Below are 22,163 nucleotides of genomic sequence, written 5' to 3'. Positions count from 1 at the left end.
GGCTTAGATGTCGAGGATCTTCGCCACGACGCCCGAACCCACGGTGCGGCCGCCTTCGCGGATGGCGAAGCGCAGGCCTTCTTCCATCGCGATCGGGTTGATCAGCTTCACGGTGATGCTGACGTTGTCGCCAGGCATGACCATTTCCTTGTCCTTGGGCAGCTCGATCGCGCCGGTCACGTCCGTCGTGCGGAAGTAGAACTGCGGACGGTAGTTGTTGAAGAACGGCGTGTGACGGCCGCCTTCGTCCTTCGACAGGACATACACCTCGGCGGTGAAGTGCACGTGCGGCTTGATCGAGCCGGGCTTGCACAGCACTTGGCCGCGCTCGACTTCTTCGCGCTTCGTGCCGCGCAGCAGCACACGCCGACGTTGTCGCCAGCCTGGCCCTGGTCCAGCAGCTTGCGGAACATTTCCACGCCGGTGCAGGTGGTCTTGACGGTCGGGCGGATGCCGACGATTTCGATTTCCTCGCCGACCTTGATCACGCCGCGCTCGACAGCGCCGGTCACGACGGTGCCGCGACCCGAGATCGAGAACACGTCTTCCACGGGCATCAGGAAGGTGCCGTCCACGGCGCGCTCAGGCGTCGGGATGTAGGTGTCGAGGGCTTCGGCCAGCTTCATGATGGCCCTTCGCCCAGCTCGCCCTTGTCGCCTTCGAGGGCGAGCTTGGCCGAGCCGTGGATGATGGGGGTGTCATCGCCGGGGAATTCGTACTTGTCGAGGAGTTCGCGGACTTCCATTTCGACCAGCTCGAGCAGTTCCTTGTCGTCGACCATGTCGCACTTGTTCAGGAACACGATGATGTAGCCCACGCCCACCTGGCGAGCCAGCAGGATGTGCTCACGGGTCTGGGGCATCGGGCCGTCAGCGGCCGAGCACACCAGGATGGCGCCGTCCATCTGGGCGGCGCCGGTGATCATGTTCTTCACGTAGTCGGCGTGGCCGGGGCAGTCGACGTGTGCGTAGTGGCGGTTGGCCGTTTCGTACTCGACGTGCGCGGTGTTGATCGTGATGCCGCGGGCCTTTTCTTCGGGCGCAGCATCGATCTGGTCGTAGGCCTTGGCTTCGCCGCCGAACTTGGCCGACAGCACCGTGGCGATCGCCGCCGTCAGCGTGGTCTTGCCGTGGTCGACGTGACCGATCGTGCCCACGTTCACGTGCGGCTTGGTGCGGGTGAATTTACCTTTTGCCATTTTTCGACTCCGAAAAAAACGTTTCCAACGTATGCAGATGGGTTGCAAAGCTGCCGTTGCAACCCCCAAAAACTGGTGCCCTTTGCGGGAATCGGACCCGCGACCTCTCCCTTACCAAGGGAGTGCTCTACCACTGAGCCAAAAGGGCTTTGTCTAACCAAATCGCATTCCTGCGCCGAACCGGATCTCTGGAGCGGGAGACGGGAATCGAACCCGCGTCATCAGCTTGGAAGGCTGGGGTTCTACCATTGAACTACTCCCGCATCAGGGGCACTTCAAGGCACCCAAAGCGCTAGATCCAATCGCTCCTAGAAACCAAATTCATCGCTGGTGGAGAGGGCTGGATTCGAACCAGCGTACTCGTAAGAGGGCAGATTTACAGTCTGCTGCCATTAACCACTCGGCCACCTCTCCGGCGAACCTCGAAATATAGCACGGTTTTGTGACTACCCAGAAATCCCGGCATCAAGAAGATGCGGAAGAACTGCCCGAGGCGTGAGCCCACGCTTATCTCCGAAGTTCAACCCTCCGGCCGCTGCGCCTCCCGCCATGCGCGCGCTTCGCCGAAATGACCGCAGCCGATGAACGGCACGGGCGGGCGCAGCGCCGAAAGGGGCGACGGATGATTCGCCATCAGCACCTTATGGCGCCCAACATCGATCAACGCGCGCTTACTCTGCGCGTGCGAGCCCCACAGCATAAAAACAACAGGTTTGGTGCCAGCCGAAACATGGCGGATGACGGCATCCGTCAGCACTTCCCAGCCGCGGCCGGAATGGCTGGCGGGCTGCGCTTCTTCGACCGTCAGGCAGGTGTTGAGCAACAGCACGCCGTGCTTCGCCCACTTCACCAGGCTGCCGCCCGGGTTCGGAAACGGCGGCTGCGGCGCGCCGAGGTCGCGCTGAAGCTCCTTGAAGATGTTGCGCAGCGACGGCGGCAGCGCCACGCCGGGCGCCACGGAGAACGCCAGCCCCTCGGCCTGGCCGCGTCCGTGGTACGGGTCCTGGCCCAGGATCACCACGCGCACCTCGTCGGGCGGCGTGAGTTCCAGCGCCCGCAGCGGCTGCGGCGGAAAGATCACGGCGCCCGCATCGAGGCGTTCGCGCAGGAAACCCAGCAACTTCTGCCCGACGGCGCCACCGAAAAAGTCGTCGACCAGCGGCTGCCAGCCGGGCGCTACCGGCCAGTCGGCAGGATCGCTGCTCGACAGCTGATCGGGCCGATTCATTTGAACAACGCAGCGAGGGCCTCGCCGGGCTCCTTGGCGCGCATGAACGCCTCGCCGACCAGGAATGCATTGACGCCGGCCGCGCGCAGCGTAGCCACGTCTGAGCGCGTGGCGATACCCGATTCGGTGACGGGCAGGGTGTCCGCCGGCAGCCTGGGCAGCAGATCGATGGTCGCCTGGATCGACACCTCGAAGTTGCGCAGGTTGCGGTTGTTGACGCCGATCAGCGCGGTCTTCAGCTTGAGCGCGCGGTCGAGTTCGGCGGCGTCGTGCACTTCCACCAGCACCGCCATGCCCAGCCCGCGCGCGATGGCTTCGTAGTCCTTCATCTGCGCGTCGTCGAGGCACGCGGCGATCAGCAGGATCGCATCGGCACCCATTGCGCGCGATTCGTACACCTGGTACGCGTCGATGATGAAATCCTTGCGCAGCACCGGCAGGTCGCACGAGGCGCGGGCTTGCTTGAGGTAGTCCACGCCGCCCTGGAAGAACTGCTTGTCGGTCAGCACCGAAAGGCAGGCCGCACTGATCTCTCCATCGCCTTCGGCGTAGCTTTGCGCAATGTCGGCGGGAATGAAGTCCTCGCGCAGCACGCCCTTGCTCGGGCTGGCCTTCTTGACCTCGGCGATCACGGCGGCATGGCCGGCGGCGATCTTGGCGCGCAGCGCGGCTTCGAAATCGCGCGTCAGCACGCGGCTCTCGGCGTCGAAGCGAACGGCTTCGAGCGGCGCGCGCTTCAGGGACGCAGCCACTTCCTGGTGCTTGACGGCAACGATCTTGTCGAGGATGTCGGACATAGCTTTGGGGTTCCGTTTTCTTGAGGCTCAGACGGCCGCAGAGGCCTTGACCAGTTCGGCCAGCTTGGCCTTCGCCGCGCCCGACGCGATGGCAGCGCGCGAGCGCTCCACGCCCGCCGCCACCGAATCGACCACGTTCGCCGCATACAGCGCGGCGCCAGCATTCAGCAACACGATGTCGAGCGCGGGGCCGGCGTGATTGTCGAGCACGCCGAGCAGCATCGCCTTCGACTGTTCGGGCGTCTCCACGCGCAGTGCGCGGTTGCTCGACATCTGGAAGCCGAAGTCTTCCGGATGCAGTTCGTATTCGCGAATTTCGCCGTCCTTCAGTTCGCCCACCATGGTGGCCGCGCCAAGCGAAATTTCGTCCATGCCGTCGCGGCCGTAGACCACCATCGCATGCTCGGCGCCGAGCCGCTGCAGCGCACGCACCTGGATGCCCACGAGGTCGGGGTGGAACACGCCCATCAGGATGTTCGGCGCACCGGCCGGATTCGTCAGCGGCCCGAGGATGTTGAAGATCGTCTTGATGCCGAGCTCCTTGCGCACCGGCGCGACGTTCTTCATCGCGGGATGGTGGTTCGGCGCGAACATGAAGCCGATGCCCACCTGCTCGATCGAGCGTGCAATCTGCTCGGGCTTCAGGTTGATGTTCACGCCCAGCGACTCCAGCACGTCGGCGCTGCCCGACTTGCTCGACACGCTGCGCCCGCCATGCTTGCTCACCTTGGCACCCGCTGCGGCCGCGACGAACATCGAGCAGGTCGAGATATTGAAGGTGTGCGAACCGTCGCCGCCGGTGCCGACGATGTCCACGAGGTACGTCGTGTCCGTCACGGGCACCTTGGTCGACACCTCGCGCATCACCTGCGCGGCGGCGGTGATCTCGCCGATGGTTTCCTTCTTCACGCGCAGGCCGGTAATCAGCGCAGCCATCATCACGGGCGAGCACTCGCCGCTCATGATGAGACGCACGATGTGCAGCATCTCGTCGTGGAAGACTTCGCGGTGTTCGATGGTGCGCTGCAGCGCTTCCTGGGGGGTGATCATGGAAAGTCTCCTGGAAAGTGCGTCAGGAACCGACGCGAACGGCGGGCGCGTCGGTGAACGCGAGCTTGAGGCCGAAGCCGATGAAAAGCACGCCGGCGGCGCGGTCGAGCCAGTGCATGCCTTTCTGCACGGCGCTGCGATGCGCCATCCAGCTCGCGGCCATGGCCCATCCGACGTTGACGGGGATGGCGTTGAGATTGAACAGCACGCCCAGCAACACGAAGGCCAATGCCTTGCTGTCTGTGCCCGGCGCGATGAACTGCGGCACGAAGGCCAGGAAGAACAGCGCAACCTTCGGATTCAGCACGTTGGTCCAGAAGCCGCCAAGGAAGATCGCCTTGAGGCTGCGCGCCTCGCTCACGGCGGCCACGGCTTCCAGGTCGGCTGGCGGCTTCGCGCGCGACAGCAGCATGCGCACACCGAGGTACAGCAGGTACGCCGCGCCGATGTATTTGAGCACGGTGAAGGCCGTGGCGGATGTCGCCATCAGCGTGCCGACGCCGACCGCTGCGGCGAAGATGTGAACGAAGCAGCCTGCCGTGATGCCCAGCCCCGCCATGACGCCGGCGCGCACGCCCGAGCGCAGCGAGTTGGTCACGACGTAAAGCACGTCGGGGCCCGGCGTGAGGTTCAGCAGCCAGCCGGCGGCGATGAAGGCGAGCAGATGGGGAAGATCAGGCATCGCGTCCTCGCCGGGTTCAGGACTTGAAGAAGGCGCGGATCGCGGCCACGGCCCGGTCCACGCCGGCGGCATCGACATCGAGGTGCGTCACGAAGCGCAGGCTGTAGAGCCCGGTTGCAAGGATGCCCTGCTGGTTGAGGCTCGCGAGCAGTTCCGAAGAACGCGCCTGCGCGGCGCCGGCAAGATCGACGAACACGATGTTCGTGTGCGGCGCCTCGACCTTCAGCCCTTCGATGCCTTCGAGCCCCTGCGCCAGGCGCTGCGCCAGTGCGTGGTCGTCGGAGAGACGGTCGACATGACGGTCGAGCGCATGCGAAGCCGCTGCCGCCAGAAGCCCCGCCTGCCGCATGCCGCCGCCCGCCATCTTGCGGATGCGGTGTGCCCGCGCGATGAACTCCCGCGAACCCACCAGGGCAGAACCGATCGGCGCGCCGAGCCCCTTGCTGAAGCACACCGACACGCTGTCGAAACATTGCGCGATGCGGCGGGCTTCCGCGCGGATGTCGCTTCGATTGTTCAATGCCGCCTGCGCGGTTGCCGCATTGAAGAGCCGCGCGCCGTCGAGGTGCCGCTGCAGCCCCCTGCTTCTCGCCAGATCAGTCGCCGCCTGAACGTACTCGAAAGGCAGCAGCTTGCCGCCCAGCGTGTTCTCCAGCGCCAGCAGCCGCGTGCGGGCGAAGTGCGCGTCGTCGGGCTTGATCGCCGCCTCGATCTGCGCGAGCGGCAGCGTGCCGTCGGGCGCGTGATCGAGCGGCTGCGGCTGCACGCTGCCGAACACCGCGGCGCCGCCGCCTTCCCAGCGGTAGCAGTGCGCCTGCTGGCCGACGATGTATTCGTCGCCGCGGCCGCAGTGCGACAGGATCGCACAGAGGTTGCTTTGCGTGCCCGTGGGCACGAACAGCGCGGCCTCGAAGCCCAGCAGCGCGGCGATCTTCTCCTGCAGCGCATTCACGCTCGGGTCGGCGCCGAAGACGTCGTCGCCGAGCGGCGCCGCCATCATGGCCTCGCGCATCGCCGGGGTGGGTTGCGTGACGGTGTCGCTGCGCAGGTCGACGAGGGAGGAGCGGTCTGTCATGGCGGGATCAATCGAGAAAGTTCTTGAGCATGGCGTGGCCGTGCTCGGTGAGGATCGATTCGGGATGGAACTGCACGCCTTCGATGCGCACGTCGTGCGCGAAGCCGGTGTGCCGCACGCCCATGATCTCGCCGTCGTCGGTCCATGCGGTGATGGCCAGCTCTTTCGGGCAGCTTTCGCGCTCGATGGAGAGCGAGTGGTAGCGGTTGACGGTGAACTTCGCGGGCAGCCCCGCGAACACGCCTTCCTGCGTGGTCGTGATCTCGCTGGTCTTGCCGTGCATCAGCTGCTGCGCGCGCACGATCCTGCCGCCGAAGGCCGCGCCGATCGCCTGGTGGCCCAGGCACACGCCGAGGATCGGCAGCTTGCCCGCGAACTGCTTGATGGCCGGCACCGAAACGCCCGCTTCCGCCGGCGAACAAGGCCCCGGCGACACCACGAGCCGCGTCACGCCCGAGGCGATCAGCTCGCCGATCTGCGCTACCGTGATCTCGTCGTTGCGATGCACCTGCACATCCGCGCCCAGCTCGCCGAGGTACTGGACGATGTTGTAGGTGAAGGAATCGTAGTTGTCGATCATCAGCAGTTTCATGGCTTGCTCACAATCCGGTGCACGCCCTTGACGACGGGGAATACGTTGAAGTTGATCAGAAGGCCCAGCTTGAGGCCCGAAAGACGCAGTGCGGCCAGCACCTGGGCGCGATGCAGGTCGGTCAGCACGTCGACTGCCCTGAGTTCGACGATGACCGACTGCTCGACCACGAAGCCCGCGCGGTACACCTCGCCGAGCGAGCGGCCCTTGTAGGTGGCGGACAGCGCCACGTCGCGCGTGAAGCCGATCTCGCGCTCGGCGAGTTCGATCGCCAGCGCGGCGGCGTAGGCGTCTTCGCTCAGGCCCGTGCCAAGCACGCGCTGCACCTCGACGGCGGCGCCGATGATCTCGTGCGAGAAGTCGTTCTGAATATCCGGTGCGGTGCTCATTCCAGGCCTTCCTCGACCAGTTCGGCGGCACGCAGGAGTGCGCGCGCCTTGGCTTCCGTTTCCCTCCACTCCAGCTCGGGCACCGAGTCGGCCACGACGCCGGCCGCGGCCTGCACGTGCAGCATCTGGTCCTTCACGATGCCGGTGCGGATGGCGATGGCGACATCCATGTCGCCCGCATAGCTGATGTAGCCGCAGGCGCCGCCGTACAGGCCGCGCTTGGTGGGCTCCAGCTGGTCGATGAGCTCCATCGCATGCACCTTGGGCGCGCCGGTCAGCGTGCCGGCCGGGAAGGTGGCCTTGAGCACGTCGATGGCGGTCATGCCGTCCTTCAGCGTGCCTTCGACGTTGCTCACGATGTGCATCACGTGGCTGTAGCGCTCCACCGCGAAGGCTTCCGTCACCTTCACGGTGCCGGTCTTGGCGATGCGGCCGATGTCGTTGCGCGCGAGGTCGATGAGCATCACGTGCTCGGCGCGCTCCTTCGGGTCGTTGATGAGTTCCACCTCGGCCGCCTTGTCGAGCTCGATCGATGCGCCGCGCGGGCGCGTGCCGGCCAGCGGGCGGATGGTGATCTTCTGCTCGCCTTCGCCCGTGTTCTCCTGGCGCACCAGGATCTCGGGCGAGGCGCCCACCACGTGGAAATCGCCCAGGTTGTAGTAGTACATGTAGGGCGACGGGTTCAGCGAACGCAGCGCGCGGTACAGCGACAGCGGCGACTCGGTATAGCGCTTGCTGATGCGCTGGCCCACCTGCACCTGCATGAAGTCGCCGGCGGCGATCATTTCCTTGGCGCGCTCCACGGCTGCGAGGTAGTCGGCCTTGGCGAAGCTGCGCTCGGGCGGGTGCGGCTGCGTGGGCTTCACGATGGGTGCGCTCACCGAGTACTTGAGCTTTTCCTTCAGCTCGCGCAGGCGTCGCTTGCCCACGGCATAGGCCTCGGGCTGCTTCGGATCGGCATAGACGATAAGGTAGAGCTTGCCCGAGAGGTTGTCGATGACCGCCAGTTCCTCGCACTGCAGCAGCAGGATGTCGGGGCAGCCCAGCGTGTCGGGCGGACAGCTGTTCTCGAGCTTGCGCTCGATGTGGCGCACGGTGTCGTAGCCGAAGTAGCCGGCAAGGCCGCCGCAGAAGCGCGGCAGGCCGGGCCGCAGCGCGACCTTGAAACGCTTCTGGTAATCGGCCACGAAATCCAGCGGATTGCCCTTGGCGGTCTCGACCACCTGGCCGTCGGTCACCACCTCGGTGACGGCCTCGGCGCCGAAGCCGCTGGCGCGCAGCAGCGTGCGCGCCGGCAGTCCGATGAAGCTGTAGCGCCCGAAGCGCTCGCCGCCCACCACGGATTCGAGCAAGAAGCTGTGCTTGCCACCGCCCTGCGAATGGGCCAGCTTGAGATAAAGGGACAGAGGCGTTTCGAGGTCGGCAAAGGCCTCGGCCATCAGCGGAATGCGGTTGTAGCCCTGGGCGCTGAGGCTCTTGAATTCAAGTTCGGTGATCACGGATTCGTTCTCCAGTTGCCGGCCGGCGCTGCTTTGGCCGTGGCAAGGTCATTCACGGATGGTCCGGCGTCGTCGTGTGTGTCGATCCGGAACCGCGGGCGCACGGCGTGCGCCGTGCAATCAAACAGTCAGCGAAGTATGGCGACGCCAGGGCCAGGCTCCCCGGCTGCCTTCACCTGTTTGAATGATGTGATGAACGAACATATGAGGCGCGGAGTTTAGCCCACGAAAACGCGCAAGCGTGCACCGGGAGCCGCCAACCTCGGTTTTGAGGGTTCCCCCGAGGGCGAAACGTAAAACGAAAAGATACATTCGCACGACCGTTCGCAAAAATCCAAGGAGTCCCCCGTTGACTGCTCTTTCGCTTCCGGGCGCGTTCTTCTCGCGCCTCCTCCTGGGCGCCTGTCTGGCCACCGCAGCCCTCGGCGCCTCGGCCGCGCAGGTCGACGTGGCCGGCGTCAAGCTCGAAGACCAGATGGATCTGCGCGGCACCCCCCTGGTGCTCAATGGCGCGGGCATTCGCTACAAGGCCATCTTCAAGGTCTACACGGCCGGCCTGTACATGGGCAAGAAGGCATCGACCACCGAAGAGGCACTGGCCGCGCCGGGCCCCAAGCGCGTGGCCATCACCATGCTGCGCGACATCGACGCGAACGAACTCGGCAAGCTCTTCACCAAGGGCGTGGAAGACAACTCGCCCAAGAGCGAGATGGTCAACCTCATTCCCGGCCTGTTGCGCATGGGCCAGATGTTCGCCGACCAGAAGCAGCTGAAGGCCGGCGACACTTTCACCATCGACTGGTTGCCCGGCACCGGCACGGTGATCACCGTGCGCGGCGTGGCGCAGCCCGATCCGATCAGGGAGCAGGCCTTCTTCAACGCGCTGCTGCGCATCTGGCTGGGGCCGAATCCGGCCGACTGGAAACTGAAGGACGCGCTGCTCGGCAAGCAATAGCCGGCCAACAAGCAGGCAGCGCCGCTATCGCATCGCGGCCGCCCCGAACTCGGCCAGCGAATCGACAAAGCCATCGGCATCAACGCCGCGCACCGGCTCGCCGTGGTTGTAGCCGTAGGTCACGAGCACCACGGGGCAACCCGCACCACGTGCGGCGCGCGCGTCGTTGCTCGAGTCGCCGATCATCAGCGTGCGCGCGGGCTGGGTGCCCAGTGCTTCGCAGGTCTTCAGCAGCGGCAGCGGATCGGGCTTCTTGCGCTCGAAGGCATCGCCGCCGAACACCAGATCGAAGAAGCCGTCGAGGCCCTTGCCGGCAAGCAGCGGCTTGGCGAACGACGTCGGCTTGTTGGTGAGGCAGGCCAGCCTGAGGCCTCGCGCGCGCAGCGCCTTCAACCCCTCGATCACACCGGCATACACCGCCGAATGCTGTCCGTTGATGGCAAGGTAGTGATGCTGATAGCGCTCCCACGCGCGATCGAACAGCGCACGCGCCTTCGCGCCAGCAGCGTCGGCGCCCGACGGCGCCATCACGTGCACGAGCGCGGAATGGATCAGGTGCTCCGAGCCCTTGCCCACCATCGCCTCGATGGCGGCAGGCGCCACATGCGGCAGCGAGAGATCGTCGAGCATGCGGTTCAGCGACGCGGCGAAGTCGCCGAGCGTGTCGACCATGGTGCCGTCGAGGTCGACGATGGCTGCGTCGAAGCGGGTGTGGTCGAAGCTAATAGAGTTCAAAACAAACAAATAGAGTTCAAAAAATTGCCTGGTACTCTACTGGCCATCAAAAAATAGAGTTCAAAAAAATCGTAAATGCCGGGTGAAAAGCGAAGGTGCACCCGCAGTAGCTGCAGTTCATCGAAGATGTGAGAGCCAAGCCTCGTGAGGCGCAGTTTTCGCCAAACGCATTCCTGATCGGACGATCAGATTTCGCACGTCGCCTGACTTGAGGAGAACACCAGGCTCCACATTTGGGATCGGCATGTTGTGCGAGCCAACCAAGCGCCGCACGAGAAATCGGGTACCTACGCGCCGTAGGCCGCCATGAAGACCCGTACAGCCTCGCGCAGAAGAGCCCTGTTTTCCCGGGAATCCGGCATCTCGAGCTTCAGCAGTCCGCGGATGTGCCCGGAGCCCAGGAACATCGACAGGAACAGGTCCGCCGCCTGAAGCGGGTTCCGCACCTTCAGCGTGCCCGCCGAGTTGGCACGGCGCAGGTATGCAGCCAGCGCGTCGTTCACACGCTCCGGGCCCTCCTTGTACAACGCGCGGCAGACTTCCGGCTGCGCCCCCGCGACGCCATAGACAGCGCGCAACGCGCCCAGTGCGTCACCGCGCACCAGTGCGAGAAACCGTGCGCCGATCGCCAGCAGCACCTTCTCCGGCTGGTCCGGGTCCAGCGTCCCGGCGCCAGGGAAGCCAGCCATTACGGCTGCCGTCCTGTCGCGCACGACCGCCTCGAACAACCCCTCCTTGGAGCCGAAGTTGCTGTACACGGTCATCTTGGAGACGCCTGCGTCCGCGGCGATGGCATCCACGCTGGCACGCTCCAGGCCATGCTCGTTGAAGTGCCTTTGCGCCGCTTCCAGGATGCGCCGCACGCGCTCGGGATCGCGTGGCCGCCCGCGTTGGGGCTTCGGATCAGAAACTGGTAGACGGGTCATGGGCAGATTTAGTGGACTTGACAGTTTACTATATCGACTCTACATTACTGTACTTGATAGTCCAATAATCGACCAGCCCACACGGAGCCCATCACCATGAATGACGTCATCATCATCGGCGGCAGCTTTGCCGGCCTCGCCGCCGCCCTGCAACTCGGCCGTGCCCGCCGCAAGGTCACCGTTCTCGATACCGGCCGGCCGCGCAACCGCTTTGCCGGCCACTCGCATGGCCTGCTCGGCCACGATCACAAACCACCGCTGGACATCCTGGCCGAGGCGCGGCAGCAGCTGGCGCGCTATCCAACGATCAGGCTGGTCAATGCCCGGGCCGAGAGCGTGTCTGGCGCCATCGACGATTTCTGCGTCGTCACTGACGATCACGAAAGCCTCGGGGCGCGCCGCGTGATCCTGAGCTACGGCGTCGCCGACCAGATGCCTGAGGTTCCAGGCTTTGCCGAAAGCTGGGGCACGTCCATCGTGCCCTGCCCCTATTGCGACGGCTTTGAAGTCGCCGACCGGCATTGGGGCCTCGTCTGGTCCGGCCCGCAATCGCACAATCAGGCCAGGCTGTTCCGCGATTGGACCGACAAGTTGACTGTCTTCGCCGATGGTCACGACATCCCACCCGATATCCAGGCCGATCTGGCGCGCCGCAACATACCTGTCATCGATGGCCGGATCGTCGAGATCGCCCATCACAAGGGCCATATCTCCACAGTCAATCTCGATACCGGCCGCAATGTCGCGGTCGACGTCCTGTTCGCCCATCCGCGCAACAAGCCGTCCGCAAGCCTGCATGAATCACTGGGCCTCGCCACGGTGGATACGCCCACCGGCATCGTCCTCAAGGTCGACGAGCGCCGCCAAACCAGCATGCCCGGCATCTACGCCGCCGGCGACCTGACCACGCCCTTCTTGCCCTCGGTCACCCAGGCATCGTCGCAGGGCGCGATGGCGGGAATCTTCGCCCAGCAATCGATGCTGGCTTGAGGGCATAGATCCGCACGCGGCGCCTGAGGAAACGCACTTTTAGAGAAGCCTGATGCACATGGACTTCGAACACGTCACCTTCGACCTGCCACACGGCACTTTTCACGCGCTGCGGGGTGGTGATCCCGAAGCTCAGCCGACGCTTGTCTTGCACGGTTTCCCGGACCATCCGCCGACGGCGAAGCCCTTCCTTGCCGAGCTCGGTCGCCGTGGGCGTCACGTCGTCGCCCCATGGCTTCGCGGTTACGCCCCGTCCCCGACTGCGGGGCCGTTCGACTTCGCTGCCCTCACCGGCGACGTGATCGCCCTGATCGACCGCTGGTCTCCCGGGCGGCCCGTGGAGTTGATTGGCCATGACTGGGGCGCCCTGGTCACCTACGATACCTGCGTCACCGCGCCGGAGCGGATCGAACGCGCGGTCACGCTCGCAATCCCTCATCCACTCACGTTCATGCGCCAGCTTGCGCGCCCCGCTCAGCTACGCCGGAGCTGGTACATGGGACTCTTTCAACTGCCGGGAAGCGGCTGGATGGCCGCCGCCCGCGATCTCGCCCTCATCGACCACCTCTGGCGTCAGTGGTCGCCCGGCCTCTCGCTAGCTCCTGCTCTCCAGGCAGAGCTGCACGAGCACCTGCGGGCGAGCATGCCCGCGCCTCTCAAGTACTACCGGGCGATGCTGCGCCCCGGCATGCTTGGAGCGACGCGCCGCCTGTCTCGGCCGATCGCGGTGCCCCTGTTGCAGCTTCACGGTGCCGCCGACGGCTGCATCCTCCCCCAGCAGGTCGACGACCGACATCGGTTCGCCGCTCCGCACGCGCTGGAAGTCATCCCCGGGGTCGGTCACTTCCTGCACATCGAGGCCCCCGAGGCGATCGCGAAACGGATCGCGGCATGGGCCGAGTAGCGTCATTTCCCCCTGCCTCGATAAAAGGGTAGCTAGTTAAGAACGAATCAGAACAAGGAGATAGCATGACAGAGAAAAATGCCTATCAGGTCGCCGACTGGAATGGCCAAAGCGGAGAGCGCTGGGTCGCCAACCAGGCCCGGCTCGACGCCATGGTGGCGGTGTTCGGCCAGGCCGCGATCGAAGCCGTCGCGCCTGCGACGGGCGAGCGCGTGCTGGACGTCGGCTGCGGCGCGGGCGCGTCGAGTCTGGCTCTGGCCGCCCGCGTTGGCCCGGGGGGCCAAGTGCTGGGAGTGGACATATCCGAAGCGCTGATCGACCGAGCGCGCGCGCTTGCGCCACAGGATACGCCGGCCCTGTTCCGGGTGGCCGACGCCAGCAGCGCCGAGCTGCCCGAGGGCGCGTTCGACATCCTGTTTTCGCGTTTCGGGGTGATGTTCTTCGACGATCCGACAGGGGCGTTCGCCCACTTGCGACGCGCGCTCCGGCCGGGCGGGCGGGTCGCTTTCGTCTGCTGGCGCGGCGTGGCCGAGAACGATTGGGTGCGCCTGCCGATTGGCGCGCTCAAGAGCATCGTCCCGTTGACCGCGCTGCCCGATCCCGAAGCGCCCGGCCCATTTTCGTTCGGCGACCAGGGACGAGTGGCGCGCATCCTGACGGCAGCCGGCTTCACCGATATCGCTATCGCGCCCTTCGATGCTTCCGTCCCGTTCGGCGAGGGCGGGACGCGGGACGCTGCGATCGACGACGCGGTGAAGATGGCGCTCGAGGTCGGCCCGCTTTCGCGCGCGCTCGCTGATCAGCCCGACGACATCCGCGCCCGCGCCTCGGCCGCGGTTCGTGCCGTCTTCGCAGGCCTCCCCGGCGAGCGTTCGGTGATGATCGACGGCGCAGCGTGGATCGTCATGGCACGCAATCCGATCAGACCTGCCTCCTTACACAACTGATCCTCCTCACTCCACTGCCTCTACACAACGGAACTGCCATGTCGAATTCCAAAGTTGTCCTCGTCACCGGCGTGTCGTCAGGCATCGGGTGCGCCGCCGCCACAAAGTTTGCCGAACAAGGCTGCCGGGTCTTCGGCACCGTGCGCAACACGGCAAAGGCCCAAGCCATACCTGGCGTCACGCTCATTGAGATGGACATCCGCGACGATGTTTCCGTTGATCGAGGCATTCAGGCCATCATCGCGCAGGCCAAGCGCATCGATGTGCTGGTCAACAATGCGGGTGTGACCCTGCTGGGCGCGACTGAAGAAACCTCGATTGCCGAAGCCCAGACGCTGTTCGAAACCAACCTTTTCGGCCTCTTGCGCGTGATCAAGGCCGTGCTGCCGCACATGCGTCAGCAGCGTTCCGGTCGTATCGTCAATGTCAGCTCGGTGGTGGGCTTTCTATGTTCGCCGTACATGGCCTTGTATGCGGCCTCCAAATACGCTGTTGAAGGGCTGTCCGAGTCACTGGATCATGAAGTACGCCAATTCGGCATCCGCGTGTCGCTGGTCGAACCCTCCTTCACCAAAACCAACCTTGATCTCAACGCGCCTCAGACTGCTGCCAGAATCCCGGACTACAGCAAAGAGCTTGCCATCGTCACCAAAGCCTTCCAGAACAACGTGCAAAAGGCGCCCACGCCTGAAGGCGTTGTGGCGACGATGGTCAGCGCGGCACTTGGTCCGTGGAAGATGCGCCACACGCCCAAGGGCGAAGCGTCCCTCCTGGCCAAGTTGCGCCGTTTCATGCCCGCTGGCCCGGTCGAAAAGGGCCTGCGCAAGACGTTCGGACTGGGCTGAAATCACAGCTGTGTTCACGGCCGGGTGCTAGACCTCATGGAGTAATATGAGCGTGCTTGAACTGAAGGTTCCTCCCCCCATCGTAGCGCTTGTCCTGGCGCTTCTTATGTGGCTGACGCCAGCCATCGCGGGCCTTGTGCAGATTCCCTATCCGGCCCGCGTGCTCTGCGCCGTCATTTTGGTGTGCATTGGCCAAGGCATCAGCATCGCCGGAATGGTTGCGTTTCGGCGCGCCAAGACCACCGCGAACCCCATCAAGGCAAGCTTGGCGTCCTCGTTGGTCATCCAAGGCGTGTACCGGTATACGCGCAACCCCATGTATGTCGGACTCTTGCTTACCCTGTTGGCGTGGGCAGTGTTTCTGGCGAATCCGTTTGCTGTACTGTGGGTTGTCGTGTACGTGCTTTACATCACCCGGTTCCAAATCATCCCGGAAGAACGCGTGCTGGCGTCTCTATTTGGGGCAGAGTACGAGGCTTACAAAGAGCGGGTACGCAGATGGGCATGAGGTCTAACGGGTCTGCAAGGACTTCCCCCCTAAGTCATCAACACATCCCAGCGCAACAAGAAAATCGGAAGCGGCCGCCCCCTCAACGGCGAGAGCCCACGGCGTTCTGCATATTGTTTCAAAAAATGCCGCCGCCACGCGTCGGAAACTTTTCCCGGTCTTTTGCACACCTACCGTCCATCGTTTGCAAAACTCACCACCGAGGAACACTCCATGCGTCTCACGACGAAGGGCGGCTTCGCCTTGACGGCCATGATCGATGTCGCGATGCGCGAGCGGGACGGCCCCGTGCCATTGGCGTCGATCAGCCAGCGGCAACACATTGCCCGTTCTTCGCTGGAGTTGCTCTTCAGCAAGCTGCGCCAGCATGCGCTGATCAAGGCAACGCGCGGCCCTGGAGGCGGCTACACATTGACGCGCAGGGCTTCCGAAATCACCGTGGCTGACATCCTTGCCTCGGTCGATGGCCAGCCCGTGGCGGACACCGAGGCCTCGCCAAGGAAGGACACCGCTGGCAAGGGCTGCTATTCGACCGACGCGCTGTGGGCCTCCGCCAAGCACCATGTCATGGAGTTTCTGGGCTCCGTCACGCTGCAGAGCCTGGTCGAAGAGCAACTCGCCAAGGGCGTGCGCGTCGAGCACGAAGCGCCGACGAAGAGACAGCCCCCGCAAATCTCCGCCGTCACGCCAATGCGCGTGAATGCGCCGAACTCCGTGTTCGCCTGGAACGGCGTGTTCGCCAAGCGCTGAACGCCACGCGCGTGCGGGCTCAGGCCTGCTGCGCTTCGGTCAGCGCCTGCGCCGCCACCACTGCCTCGGTGCGGTTGCGCACATTCAGCGCGCGGAAGATCGCCGCAAGGTGGATCTTCACGGTGCCCTCGCTGATGCCGAGGCTGCGCCCGATCAGCTTGTTGGGCTTGCCTTGCGACAGCAACTGCAGCACCTCGACCTGCCGCTCCGTCAGCACGTTGCGCAGGTGCTCCAGCGTCTGGCTGCCAGCGCCGCCATTGCCGCTGCGCACCAGCGCCTCGGCGCCGGCCTGCGGCGCCACGCCGGCCACGATGCCGGGCGGCAGCGCAGCCAGCATCATCGGCGGCACGTACACGCCGCCGGCCAGCACCAGCCGCACGGCCGAGAGCATGACCTCGGGCGAGTAGGCCTTCGGAATGAAGCCGAGCACGCCGCGCTCGAGCGCGCTGCGCATGATGGCCGGGTCTTCGTAGCCCGACAGAACGATCAGCGGCACGGCCGGATGGCGGCGGCGGATTTCGTCGATGTGGGCCTGGCCGTCGGCGCCGGGCATGTTGAGGTCGATCAGGGCCAGGTCGAGATCATCGGTGGCTCCGGCAAGCAATTCGTCGACGCTCATCGCCAAAACGAATTCGATGCCAGGCTCCAGCTCCGACAACTTGGCTTTGACCGCCTCGATGACGAGCCGGTGGTCGTCGGCGATCAGGATTTTCATGATGCTTTTTCCCGTGTCCCAGCGTGCAGTGAATTGCAGGCGCTGAAGATACCGGCGAATGCCCCGTGCAGCAAGGGCGGCGGCCCCACCAACGGCATAGACCCCAAGCGGTATGGCGCGGGGCGAGAGCCATTTGAAAGAATGAACGCCTACTCGAAGAAACCGGGGACATGGGCATGTGCCATCGCAGCAGACTCCGGCGCAAGGCATCCTTCGCAACGCATGGCTGAGCGAGCCCACGCATGGCTCGCCTTCTCGACTGCTTCTCCAGCTTCATCTCGTTCGGTCTCGCGCTGGATGCATCGATCGCGGCCGGCGCGCCGCCGCTGCTGCCGCCGCACGAGACCGCACAGCAGCAGGCCCGCCAGCTGCTCGATGCGGCCCGCGCCGCCGCCGAGGCCTTCGGCACGCCCGCAGCGCAGATCGAATCGGCAACCTTCGCAATGGTGGCCTGGATCGACGAAATCCTCGCGCGCCATCCCGGCGCAACCGCTGCGGTCAACACGGCTGGCGCAGCCCCGCTGCAGGTGCAGCTCTTCAACTCCAACAACGCGCACAGCGAGTTCTTCCATCACCTGTCTGCCCTGACCCCACAGGACGACCCCGTGCGCGAGGTGTACTGGCATGCGCTGGTGCTCGGCTTCAAGGGCCAGTACTACTTCGAGGATGGCGACCACGGCGAGCTCGGCAAGCTCAAGGAACTGCACGGCCGGCAGCTTCAGCTGCGCCCGCTGTCCACCGGCAGCCCGGTGCAGGACCGCGTCGCGCCGCAACCCCATGACGTGCCCGACCCGCGCGGCCCCGGCGACACGCGCCGGCGCGACCGCACGCTGTTGCACAGCAGTGCCGCGCTGGCGCTGATGCTGCCGCTGCTCTACCTGCTGTGGCTGTGGTCCACCGGGCCGCCGGCCACCGCCGCGGGCCCGGGCCAGCGCGTGGAGCAGCATCTGCAGACTTTCGCCTGCGCCGACCTCACGGCCGGCATCGACCCCGAGGGCCGCACGCACGTCACCGGCTTCGTCTCGGTGCCCGGCGACCTGCCGCGCGTCAAGAGCGAAGTGAGCGCGATTCCCGGCGTGCAGGCGCCGCGCTTCGACGTCGGCCTGCGCGTGTGGCCCCACTGCGAGGTGTTCGCCATCCTCAAGCCCTACCAGGCGCGCAACCGCGAGAAGGCCTACGGGCTGGAGGTGGATGCACCTTCGGCCCGCGAAGGCGACCTGCGCGAGGGCGACGGCGTGCGCGTGCGGGTGGTGGCGCCGCGCCACGACAGCTACATCTGGGTCGACTACTACACCGCCGACGGCTCGGTCATGCACCTCAACGCCGGACAGGCGCCCACGCGGCTGCGGGCCGGCGAGACGCTGGATCTGGGCCGCGACGTCCCTTCGAGCTGGCTGGTGAGCCCGCCCTTCGGCAGCGTGCTGATCACGGTGCTCTCGTCGCCGACGCCTTTTACAGAAACATCCGGCCGGCCGCCTTTCGAGCTGGCCTCGGCCTACCTGCTGCGGCTGCGCGAGGCGCTGGCGGCGAGCAAGAACGGTGAGCGGCTGATCGCGGACTTCGTGTTCCTCGAAACCGTTGCGCGTTGAACGCGTTGCCGTTCCCCGCCCCCCCCGCTTCTGGCGGCTCGCCGGCATGCGGCGCGGCGCTCACTTCGCGTCGACGCGGATCGCGCGGGCGCTGAAGTTCACGTCAAGCGCCTGCGCCTTGCCGGTAGTGACGGGCCGCACTTCGCGCCAGCGCGCGCGGTCGAGATCGCGGAACGCCGCCATCACGCCGATGGACTTCGCATCGGGCGGCAGGTTGAAGTCGAGCTTCTTCGTCTCGCCGGGCCGCAGCAGCACCTCTTCGCGCTGCACCAGCTCCGCGCCGAGCGTGGCCTGGTCCTTCTCGAACAGCGAGAAGAAGTCGGCGCCCTCGAAGGGGCCCGGCGACTTCAATGCATACACGCGCACGGTGAGCGGCGAGGCGCGGCCGCGCGCGTCGGGGTTGGCGTCGGCACCCGCCGTGAGCGTAACGGCCACCGTGGTGACGACCGGCTTGCTTGCGCAGCCCGAGATCAAAAGACCCGCTGCAGCAAGGCCAAGGACCGCAATGCGGCGCCGCGTTGCAGCGGCAAGGAAGCCTTCATAGGACGAATGGTGTGTACCCAGCGTGCGCATGCTATTCCCTTCGTTGCATTGACCGGTCAAGACGCATCTTTGATTATCACCAGCGAACTCCAACAGGCAACATGCTGACCAACGAACTTGCAGCCACACTGCTCGCGCCCATCGGCGAGGCCTCGCCATGCGGCGACGATCTCGAGTACGACGCGGACTTCATGGCGCTGGTGGCGGCCGCGCAAGGCAAGCCCGAGCAGCAGTTCGGCGACACCGTGATCCCCGCGGTCGAACCCGAGTGGCGCGAAGTGGGCGAACAGGCCGGAATCATCCTGCGCCGCAGCAAGGACGTGCGCGCCGCAGTGCTGCTGCTGCGCGCATCGACGCACCTGCAAGGCGTGCCCGGCTTCGTTGCCGGACTGCAACTGCTGACGGGTCTGCTCGACACCTTCTGGGAAGGCATACATCCAAAGCTGGATGCCGACGACGGCAACGACCCGACGATGCGCCTGAACGCGCTCGCGCCTTTCTGCGACGAGAGCCAGACGATGCTGCGAGAGCTGTACGACGCACAGGTGGGCGTGGCACCCGGCGTGGGGCCGATACGCGTGCGCGACATCGCCGTCGCCCACAACGCACTGGGCGCCGTGAGCGGCGAAGCCACCTACTCGGCCTCGCAGGTCAAAGGCGGCCTCGAGGCCATCCACGCGTCCCAACCCGAGCCGTTGCGAACCGCGATGGACGTGCCCGCCCTCCTCGAGAAACTGCGGGCCTTGCTGGTCGATCGCACCGGCCGCGCCGACGCCATCGACCTGACCCCGCTTCGCACCGTTGCCCTGGTGCTGAAGAAAGCGTGCGGCGCCGCCGCTGGCACGCCTGACGAAGCGCCAGCGAGTGCGGATGCCGAAGCCGACGAATCGCAGGCGGCCGGCACCACCGCCCGTCCCACCGCGATGCGCGGCGAGATCCAGAACCGGCAGGACGCGCTGCAGATGCTCGACCGCGTGATCCGCTACCTCGAGCAGGCCGAGCCCGGCAACCCTGCGCCGCTGCTGATCGAGCGTGCCAAGAAGCTCATCGGCGTGAGCTTTCTCGAGATCATGGCCAACCTCGCGCCGAACGCGATGGACACCATCGAAACGGTCACGGGCCGCCGCCCGTCCGAATAAGCCCGCCCTTCCCGACACCCGCACTCATTCACACCCGCAAGGAGCATCTCCATGGCCAAGAGCAGTCAGAAATTCATCGCCCGCAACCGGGCGCCCCGGGTCCAGATCGAGTACGACGTGGAGCTCTACGGGGCCGAGAAGAAGGTGCAGCTGCCCTTCGTGATGGGCGTGCTGGCCGACCTGTCGGGCAAGCCGGCCGACCCGCTCGCGCCGGTGGTCGACCGAAAGTTCCTCGAGATTGATGTCGACAACTTCGACTCGCGCATGAAGGCCATGAAACCGCGCGCGGCGTTCGCGGTGGAGAACTCGCTCACCGGCGAAGGCGACCTCAAGGTGGAACTCACCTTCGAGAACATGGAAGATTTTTCGCCCGCCGCCGTGGCGCGCAAGGTCGGTGCGCTCAACAAACTGCTCGAGGCGCGCACCCAGCTGTCGAACCTCGTCACCTACATGGACGGCAAGGGCGGCGCCGAGGACCTGCTGGCCAAGGTGCTCGAAGACCCGGCGCTGCTGCAGACGCTGGCCGCGAGCAAGAAACCCGAAGACGGCAGCGCGTCCGCCACCTGACACCCATCCGAGCACACGAGGAGTAAACCACCATGGCCGAAGCACTCGAACAGAGCGCGCTGAAAGATGTCGCGTATGCAGGCAGCGACTTTTCTTCGCTGCTGCAGAAGGAATTCAAGCCGCGCAGCGACGAAGCCAAGAGCGCCGTCGAAGCCGCGGTGCTCACGCTGGCGCAGCAGGCGCTGGCCAACAGCACCGTCATCGGCAAGGACGTGACCCGGTCGATCCAGGCCATGATCGCCGCGATCGACGCCAAGCTCACCGACCAGGTGAACAAGATCATCCATCACCCCGACTACCAGAAGCTCGAGAGTGCATGGCGCGGCCTGCACTACATGGTGAACAACACCGAGACCGACGAGAACCTCAAGATCCGCGTGATGGACATCTCCAAGCAGGAGCTGGCCAAGAACCTCAAGAAGTTCAAGGGCGCGGCCTGGGACCAGAGCCCGATGTTCAAGAAGATCTACGAGCAGGAGTACGGCCAGTTCGGCGGCGAGCCCTTCGGCGCGCTGGTGGGCGACTATCACTTCGACCAGAGCCCGCCGGACGTGGAGCTGCTCGGCGAGATGGCCAAGATCGCGGCCTCGGCGCATGCTCCCTTCATCACCGGCGCCAGTCCCAACCTGATGCAGATGGAGTCGTGGCAGGAACTCGCGAATCCGCGCGACCTGACCAAGATCTTCTCCACCCCTGAGTACGCCGGCTGGCGCAGCCTGCGCGAATCGGACGACTCCAAGTACCTCGGCATGTGCATGCCGCGCTTTCTGGCGCGCACGCCCTACGGCGCCAACACCAACCCGGTGGAAGAGTTCGACTTCGAGGAAGACACCGCCGGCGCCGACCACAGCAAGTACGCCTGGGCCAATGCCGCCTACGCGATGGCGACCAACATCAACCGCTCGTACAAGCTCTACGGCTGGGGCTCGCGCATTCGCGGCATCGAGTCGGGCGGCGCGGTGGAGAACCTGCCGCTGCACACGTTTCCGAGCGACGACGGCGGCGTGGACCAGAAGTGCCCGACCGAGATCGCCATCAGCGACCGGCGCGAGGCCGAATTGTCGAAGGCCGGGCTGCTGTCGATGATCCATCGCAAGAACTCCGACTTCGCGGCCTTCATCGGCGCCCAGTCGCTGAACAAGCCGGCCGAGTACGACGACCCCGACGCCACGGCCAACGCCAACCTCGCGGCGCGCCTGCCCTACCTCTTTGCCTGCAACCGCTTCGCGCACTACCTCAAGTGCATCGTGCGCGACAAGGTGGGCAGCTTCAAGGAGCGCGAGGACATGCAGCGCTGGCTCAACAAATGGATCATGAACTACGTGGACGGCGACCCCGCCAACTCGTCGGAAACCACCAAGGCCCAGAAGCCGCTGGCCGCCGCCGAGGTGATCGTCGAGGAAGTGGAAGGCAACCCGGGCTACTACACGTCCAAGTTCTTCCTGCGCCCGCACTACCAGCTCGAGGGCCTCACGGTCTCGCTGCGCCTGGTGTCGAAGCTGCCTTCGGCCAAGGGCGGCACCTGAAAAGTCCCGCGGGT

23 protein-coding genes, 3 tRNA genes and 1 pseudogene are annotated in these 22,163 nt (G+C 65.5%); 11 read left to right on the top strand and 16 right to left on the bottom strand.

Annotated features, from left to right (window positions below; translation table 11 throughout):
- Positions 1-3: 3 nt before the first annotated feature.
- From tuf to trpE, 12 genes and pseudogenes are all read right to left on the bottom strand, one after another.
- Positions 4-1,198: pseudogene (gene tuf, locus PMI12_RS08205) on the bottom strand (elongation factor Tu).
- A 73-nt stretch (positions 1,199-1,271) separates the two neighbouring features.
- Positions 1,272-1,346, bottom strand: a tRNA-Thr gene (locus tag PMI12_RS08200).
- A 41-nt stretch (positions 1,347-1,387) separates the two neighbouring features.
- Positions 1,388-1,461, bottom strand: a tRNA-Gly gene (locus tag PMI12_RS08195).
- A 65-nt stretch (positions 1,462-1,526) separates the two neighbouring features.
- Positions 1,527-1,612, bottom strand: a tRNA-Tyr gene (locus tag PMI12_RS08190).
- A gap of 106 nt (positions 1,613-1,718) precedes the next feature.
- Positions 1,719-2,426, bottom strand: a complete 708-nt coding sequence (locus PMI12_RS08185; RefSeq protein WP_007830971.1) for a uracil-DNA glycosylase — start codon at positions 2,424-2,426, stop codon at positions 1,719-1,721.
- The gene (gene trpC, locus PMI12_RS08180; protein WP_007830970.1) at positions 2,423-3,223 is read right to left on the bottom strand and encodes an indole-3-glycerol phosphate synthase TrpC; all 801 of its coding nucleotides are present in this window, start codon (positions 3,221-3,223) and stop codon (positions 2,423-2,425) included. The genes PMI12_RS08185 and trpC overlap by 4 nt, the downstream gene beginning before the upstream one ends.
- Before the next feature lie 27 nt (positions 3,224-3,250).
- Complete coding sequence (trpD, locus tag PMI12_RS08175) at positions 3,251-4,273, bottom strand: anthranilate phosphoribosyltransferase (RefSeq protein ID WP_007830969.1); 1,023 nt, start codon at positions 4,271-4,273, stop codon at positions 3,251-3,253.
- 22 nt (positions 4,274-4,295) lie between these two features.
- Entirely contained in the window at positions 4,296-4,955 is a 660-nt protein-coding gene (locus PMI12_RS08170) for a LysE family translocator (RefSeq protein ID WP_007830968.1), read from the bottom strand.
- 16 nt (positions 4,956-4,971) lie between these two features.
- Positions 4,972-6,030, bottom strand: a complete 1,059-nt coding sequence (gene ltaE / locus PMI12_RS08165; protein WP_007830967.1) for a low-specificity L-threonine aldolase — start codon at positions 6,028-6,030, stop codon at positions 4,972-4,974.
- Positions 6,031-6,037: 7 nt separating this feature from the next.
- Positions 6,038-6,622: an aminodeoxychorismate/anthranilate synthase component II gene (locus PMI12_RS08160; protein WP_007830966.1), complete on the bottom strand. Its 585-nt coding sequence runs from the start codon at positions 6,620-6,622 to the stop codon at positions 6,038-6,040.
- Positions 6,619-7,011 (bottom strand): GxxExxY protein, encoded by a 393-nt coding sequence (locus PMI12_RS08155; protein ID WP_007830965.1) that lies wholly within the window; start codon positions 7,009-7,011, stop codon positions 6,619-6,621. The genes PMI12_RS08160 and PMI12_RS08155 overlap by 4 nt, the downstream gene beginning before the upstream one ends.
- A complete protein-coding gene (trpE, locus tag PMI12_RS08150) occupies positions 7,008-8,510 on the bottom strand; it encodes an anthranilate synthase component I (RefSeq protein WP_007830961.1) in 1,503 nt (500 codons plus the stop codon). The genes PMI12_RS08155 and trpE overlap by 4 nt, the downstream gene beginning before the upstream one ends.
- 349 nt (positions 8,511-8,859) lie before the next feature.
- Between trpE and PMI12_RS08145 the strand changes: the two genes are divergently transcribed.
- Positions 8,860-9,465, top strand: coding sequence for a chalcone isomerase family protein (locus tag PMI12_RS08145; RefSeq protein WP_007830959.1), 606 nt, complete (start codon positions 8,860-8,862; stop codon positions 9,463-9,465).
- A 24-nt stretch (positions 9,466-9,489) separates the two neighbouring features.
- On the opposite strand, the gene gph is transcribed toward PMI12_RS08145, so the two are convergent.
- On the bottom strand, positions 9,490-10,200 hold the full coding sequence (gene gph / locus PMI12_RS08140; protein ID WP_007830958.1) for a phosphoglycolate phosphatase: 711 nt from the start codon (positions 10,198-10,200) through the stop codon (positions 9,490-9,492).
- Between the two features lie 287 nt (positions 10,201-10,487).
- Positions 10,488-11,126, bottom strand: a complete 639-nt coding sequence (locus tag PMI12_RS08135) for a TetR/AcrR family transcriptional regulator (RefSeq protein WP_007830956.1) — start codon at positions 11,124-11,126, stop codon at positions 10,488-10,490.
- Positions 11,127-11,222: 96 nt separating this feature from the next.
- Between PMI12_RS08135 and PMI12_RS08130 the strand changes: the two genes are divergently transcribed.
- The 6 genes from PMI12_RS08130 to PMI12_RS08105 all read left to right on the top strand — a co-directional run bounded on the left by PMI12_RS08130 (position 11,223) and on the right by PMI12_RS08105 (position 16,070).
- Positions 11,223-12,116 carry an NAD(P)/FAD-dependent oxidoreductase gene (locus PMI12_RS08130; RefSeq protein WP_007830955.1) on the top strand — a complete coding sequence of 298 codons (894 nt, stop codon included), beginning with the start codon at positions 11,223-11,225 and terminating at the stop codon, positions 12,114-12,116.
- A gap of 52 nt (positions 12,117-12,168) precedes the next feature.
- Complete coding sequence (locus tag PMI12_RS08125) at positions 12,169-13,020, top strand: alpha/beta fold hydrolase (RefSeq protein ID WP_007830954.1); 852 nt, start codon at positions 12,169-12,171, stop codon at positions 13,018-13,020.
- Positions 13,021-13,085: 65 nt separating this feature from the next.
- Complete coding sequence (locus PMI12_RS08120; protein ID WP_007830951.1) at positions 13,086-13,967, top strand: class I SAM-dependent methyltransferase; 882 nt, start codon at positions 13,086-13,088, stop codon at positions 13,965-13,967.
- Between the two features lie 38 nt (positions 13,968-14,005).
- Positions 14,006-14,812 carry an oxidoreductase gene (locus PMI12_RS08115; RefSeq protein ID WP_007830949.1) on the top strand — a complete coding sequence of 269 codons (807 nt, stop codon included), beginning with the start codon at positions 14,006-14,008 and terminating at the stop codon, positions 14,810-14,812.
- Positions 14,813-14,858: 46 nt separating this feature from the next.
- Entirely contained in the window at positions 14,859-15,320 is a 462-nt protein-coding gene (locus PMI12_RS08110; RefSeq protein ID WP_007830943.1) for a methyltransferase family protein, read from the top strand.
- 213 nt (positions 15,321-15,533) lie between these two features.
- Positions 15,534-16,070 carry an Rrf2 family transcriptional regulator gene (locus PMI12_RS08105; RefSeq protein ID WP_007830942.1) on the top strand — a complete coding sequence of 179 codons (537 nt, stop codon included), beginning with the start codon at positions 15,534-15,536 and terminating at the stop codon, positions 16,068-16,070.
- 19 nt (positions 16,071-16,089) lie between these two features.
- Here the strand turns inward: PMI12_RS08105 and PMI12_RS08100 are convergent, their stop codons facing one another.
- Positions 16,090-16,785 carry a response regulator transcription factor gene (locus PMI12_RS08100; RefSeq protein WP_007830939.1) on the bottom strand — a complete coding sequence of 232 codons (696 nt, stop codon included), beginning with the start codon at positions 16,783-16,785 and terminating at the stop codon, positions 16,090-16,092.
- Between the two features lie 242 nt (positions 16,786-17,027).
- Here PMI12_RS08100 and PMI12_RS08095 point away from each other — a divergent pair, with 242 nt between their 5' ends.
- Positions 17,028-18,374, top strand: coding sequence for a DotU family type IV/VI secretion system protein (locus PMI12_RS08095; RefSeq protein WP_007830937.1), 1,347 nt, complete (start codon positions 17,028-17,030; stop codon positions 18,372-18,374).
- Positions 18,375-18,434: 60 nt separating this feature from the next.
- Here PMI12_RS08095 and tssJ read toward each other — a convergent pair whose 3' ends face one another.
- Entirely contained in the window at positions 18,435-18,947 is a 513-nt protein-coding gene (tssJ, locus tag PMI12_RS08090) for a type VI secretion system lipoprotein TssJ (protein ID WP_007830934.1), read from the bottom strand.
- A gap of 71 nt (positions 18,948-19,018) precedes the next feature.
- Between tssJ and tssA the strand changes: the two genes are divergently transcribed.
- Genes tssA through tssC form a run of 3 tightly spaced genes read left to right on the top strand, consistent with a single transcriptional unit; the run spans position 19,019 to position 22,149 of the window.
- Positions 19,019-20,056, top strand: a complete 1,038-nt coding sequence (gene tssA, locus PMI12_RS08085; RefSeq protein ID WP_007830932.1) for a type VI secretion system protein TssA — start codon at positions 19,019-19,021, stop codon at positions 20,054-20,056.
- Between the two features lie 51 nt (positions 20,057-20,107).
- Positions 20,108-20,623 carry a type VI secretion system contractile sheath small subunit gene (gene tssB, locus PMI12_RS08080; RefSeq protein ID WP_007830930.1) on the top strand — a complete coding sequence of 172 codons (516 nt, stop codon included), beginning with the start codon at positions 20,108-20,110 and terminating at the stop codon, positions 20,621-20,623.
- 32 nt (positions 20,624-20,655) lie between these two features.
- Complete coding sequence (tssC, locus tag PMI12_RS08075; RefSeq protein WP_007830928.1) at positions 20,656-22,149, top strand: type VI secretion system contractile sheath large subunit; 1,494 nt, start codon at positions 20,656-20,658, stop codon at positions 22,147-22,149.
- Positions 22,150-22,163 lie beyond the last annotated feature (14 nt).

This window comes from Variovorax sp. CF313 (assembly GCF_000282635.1).
In the GTDB taxonomy this organism is placed as follows: domain Bacteria; phylum Pseudomonadota; class Gammaproteobacteria; order Burkholderiales; family Burkholderiaceae_C; genus Variovorax.
Note: the sequence above shows the minus strand (reverse complement) of the source record. Positions and strands in the feature narration are given on the sequence as shown.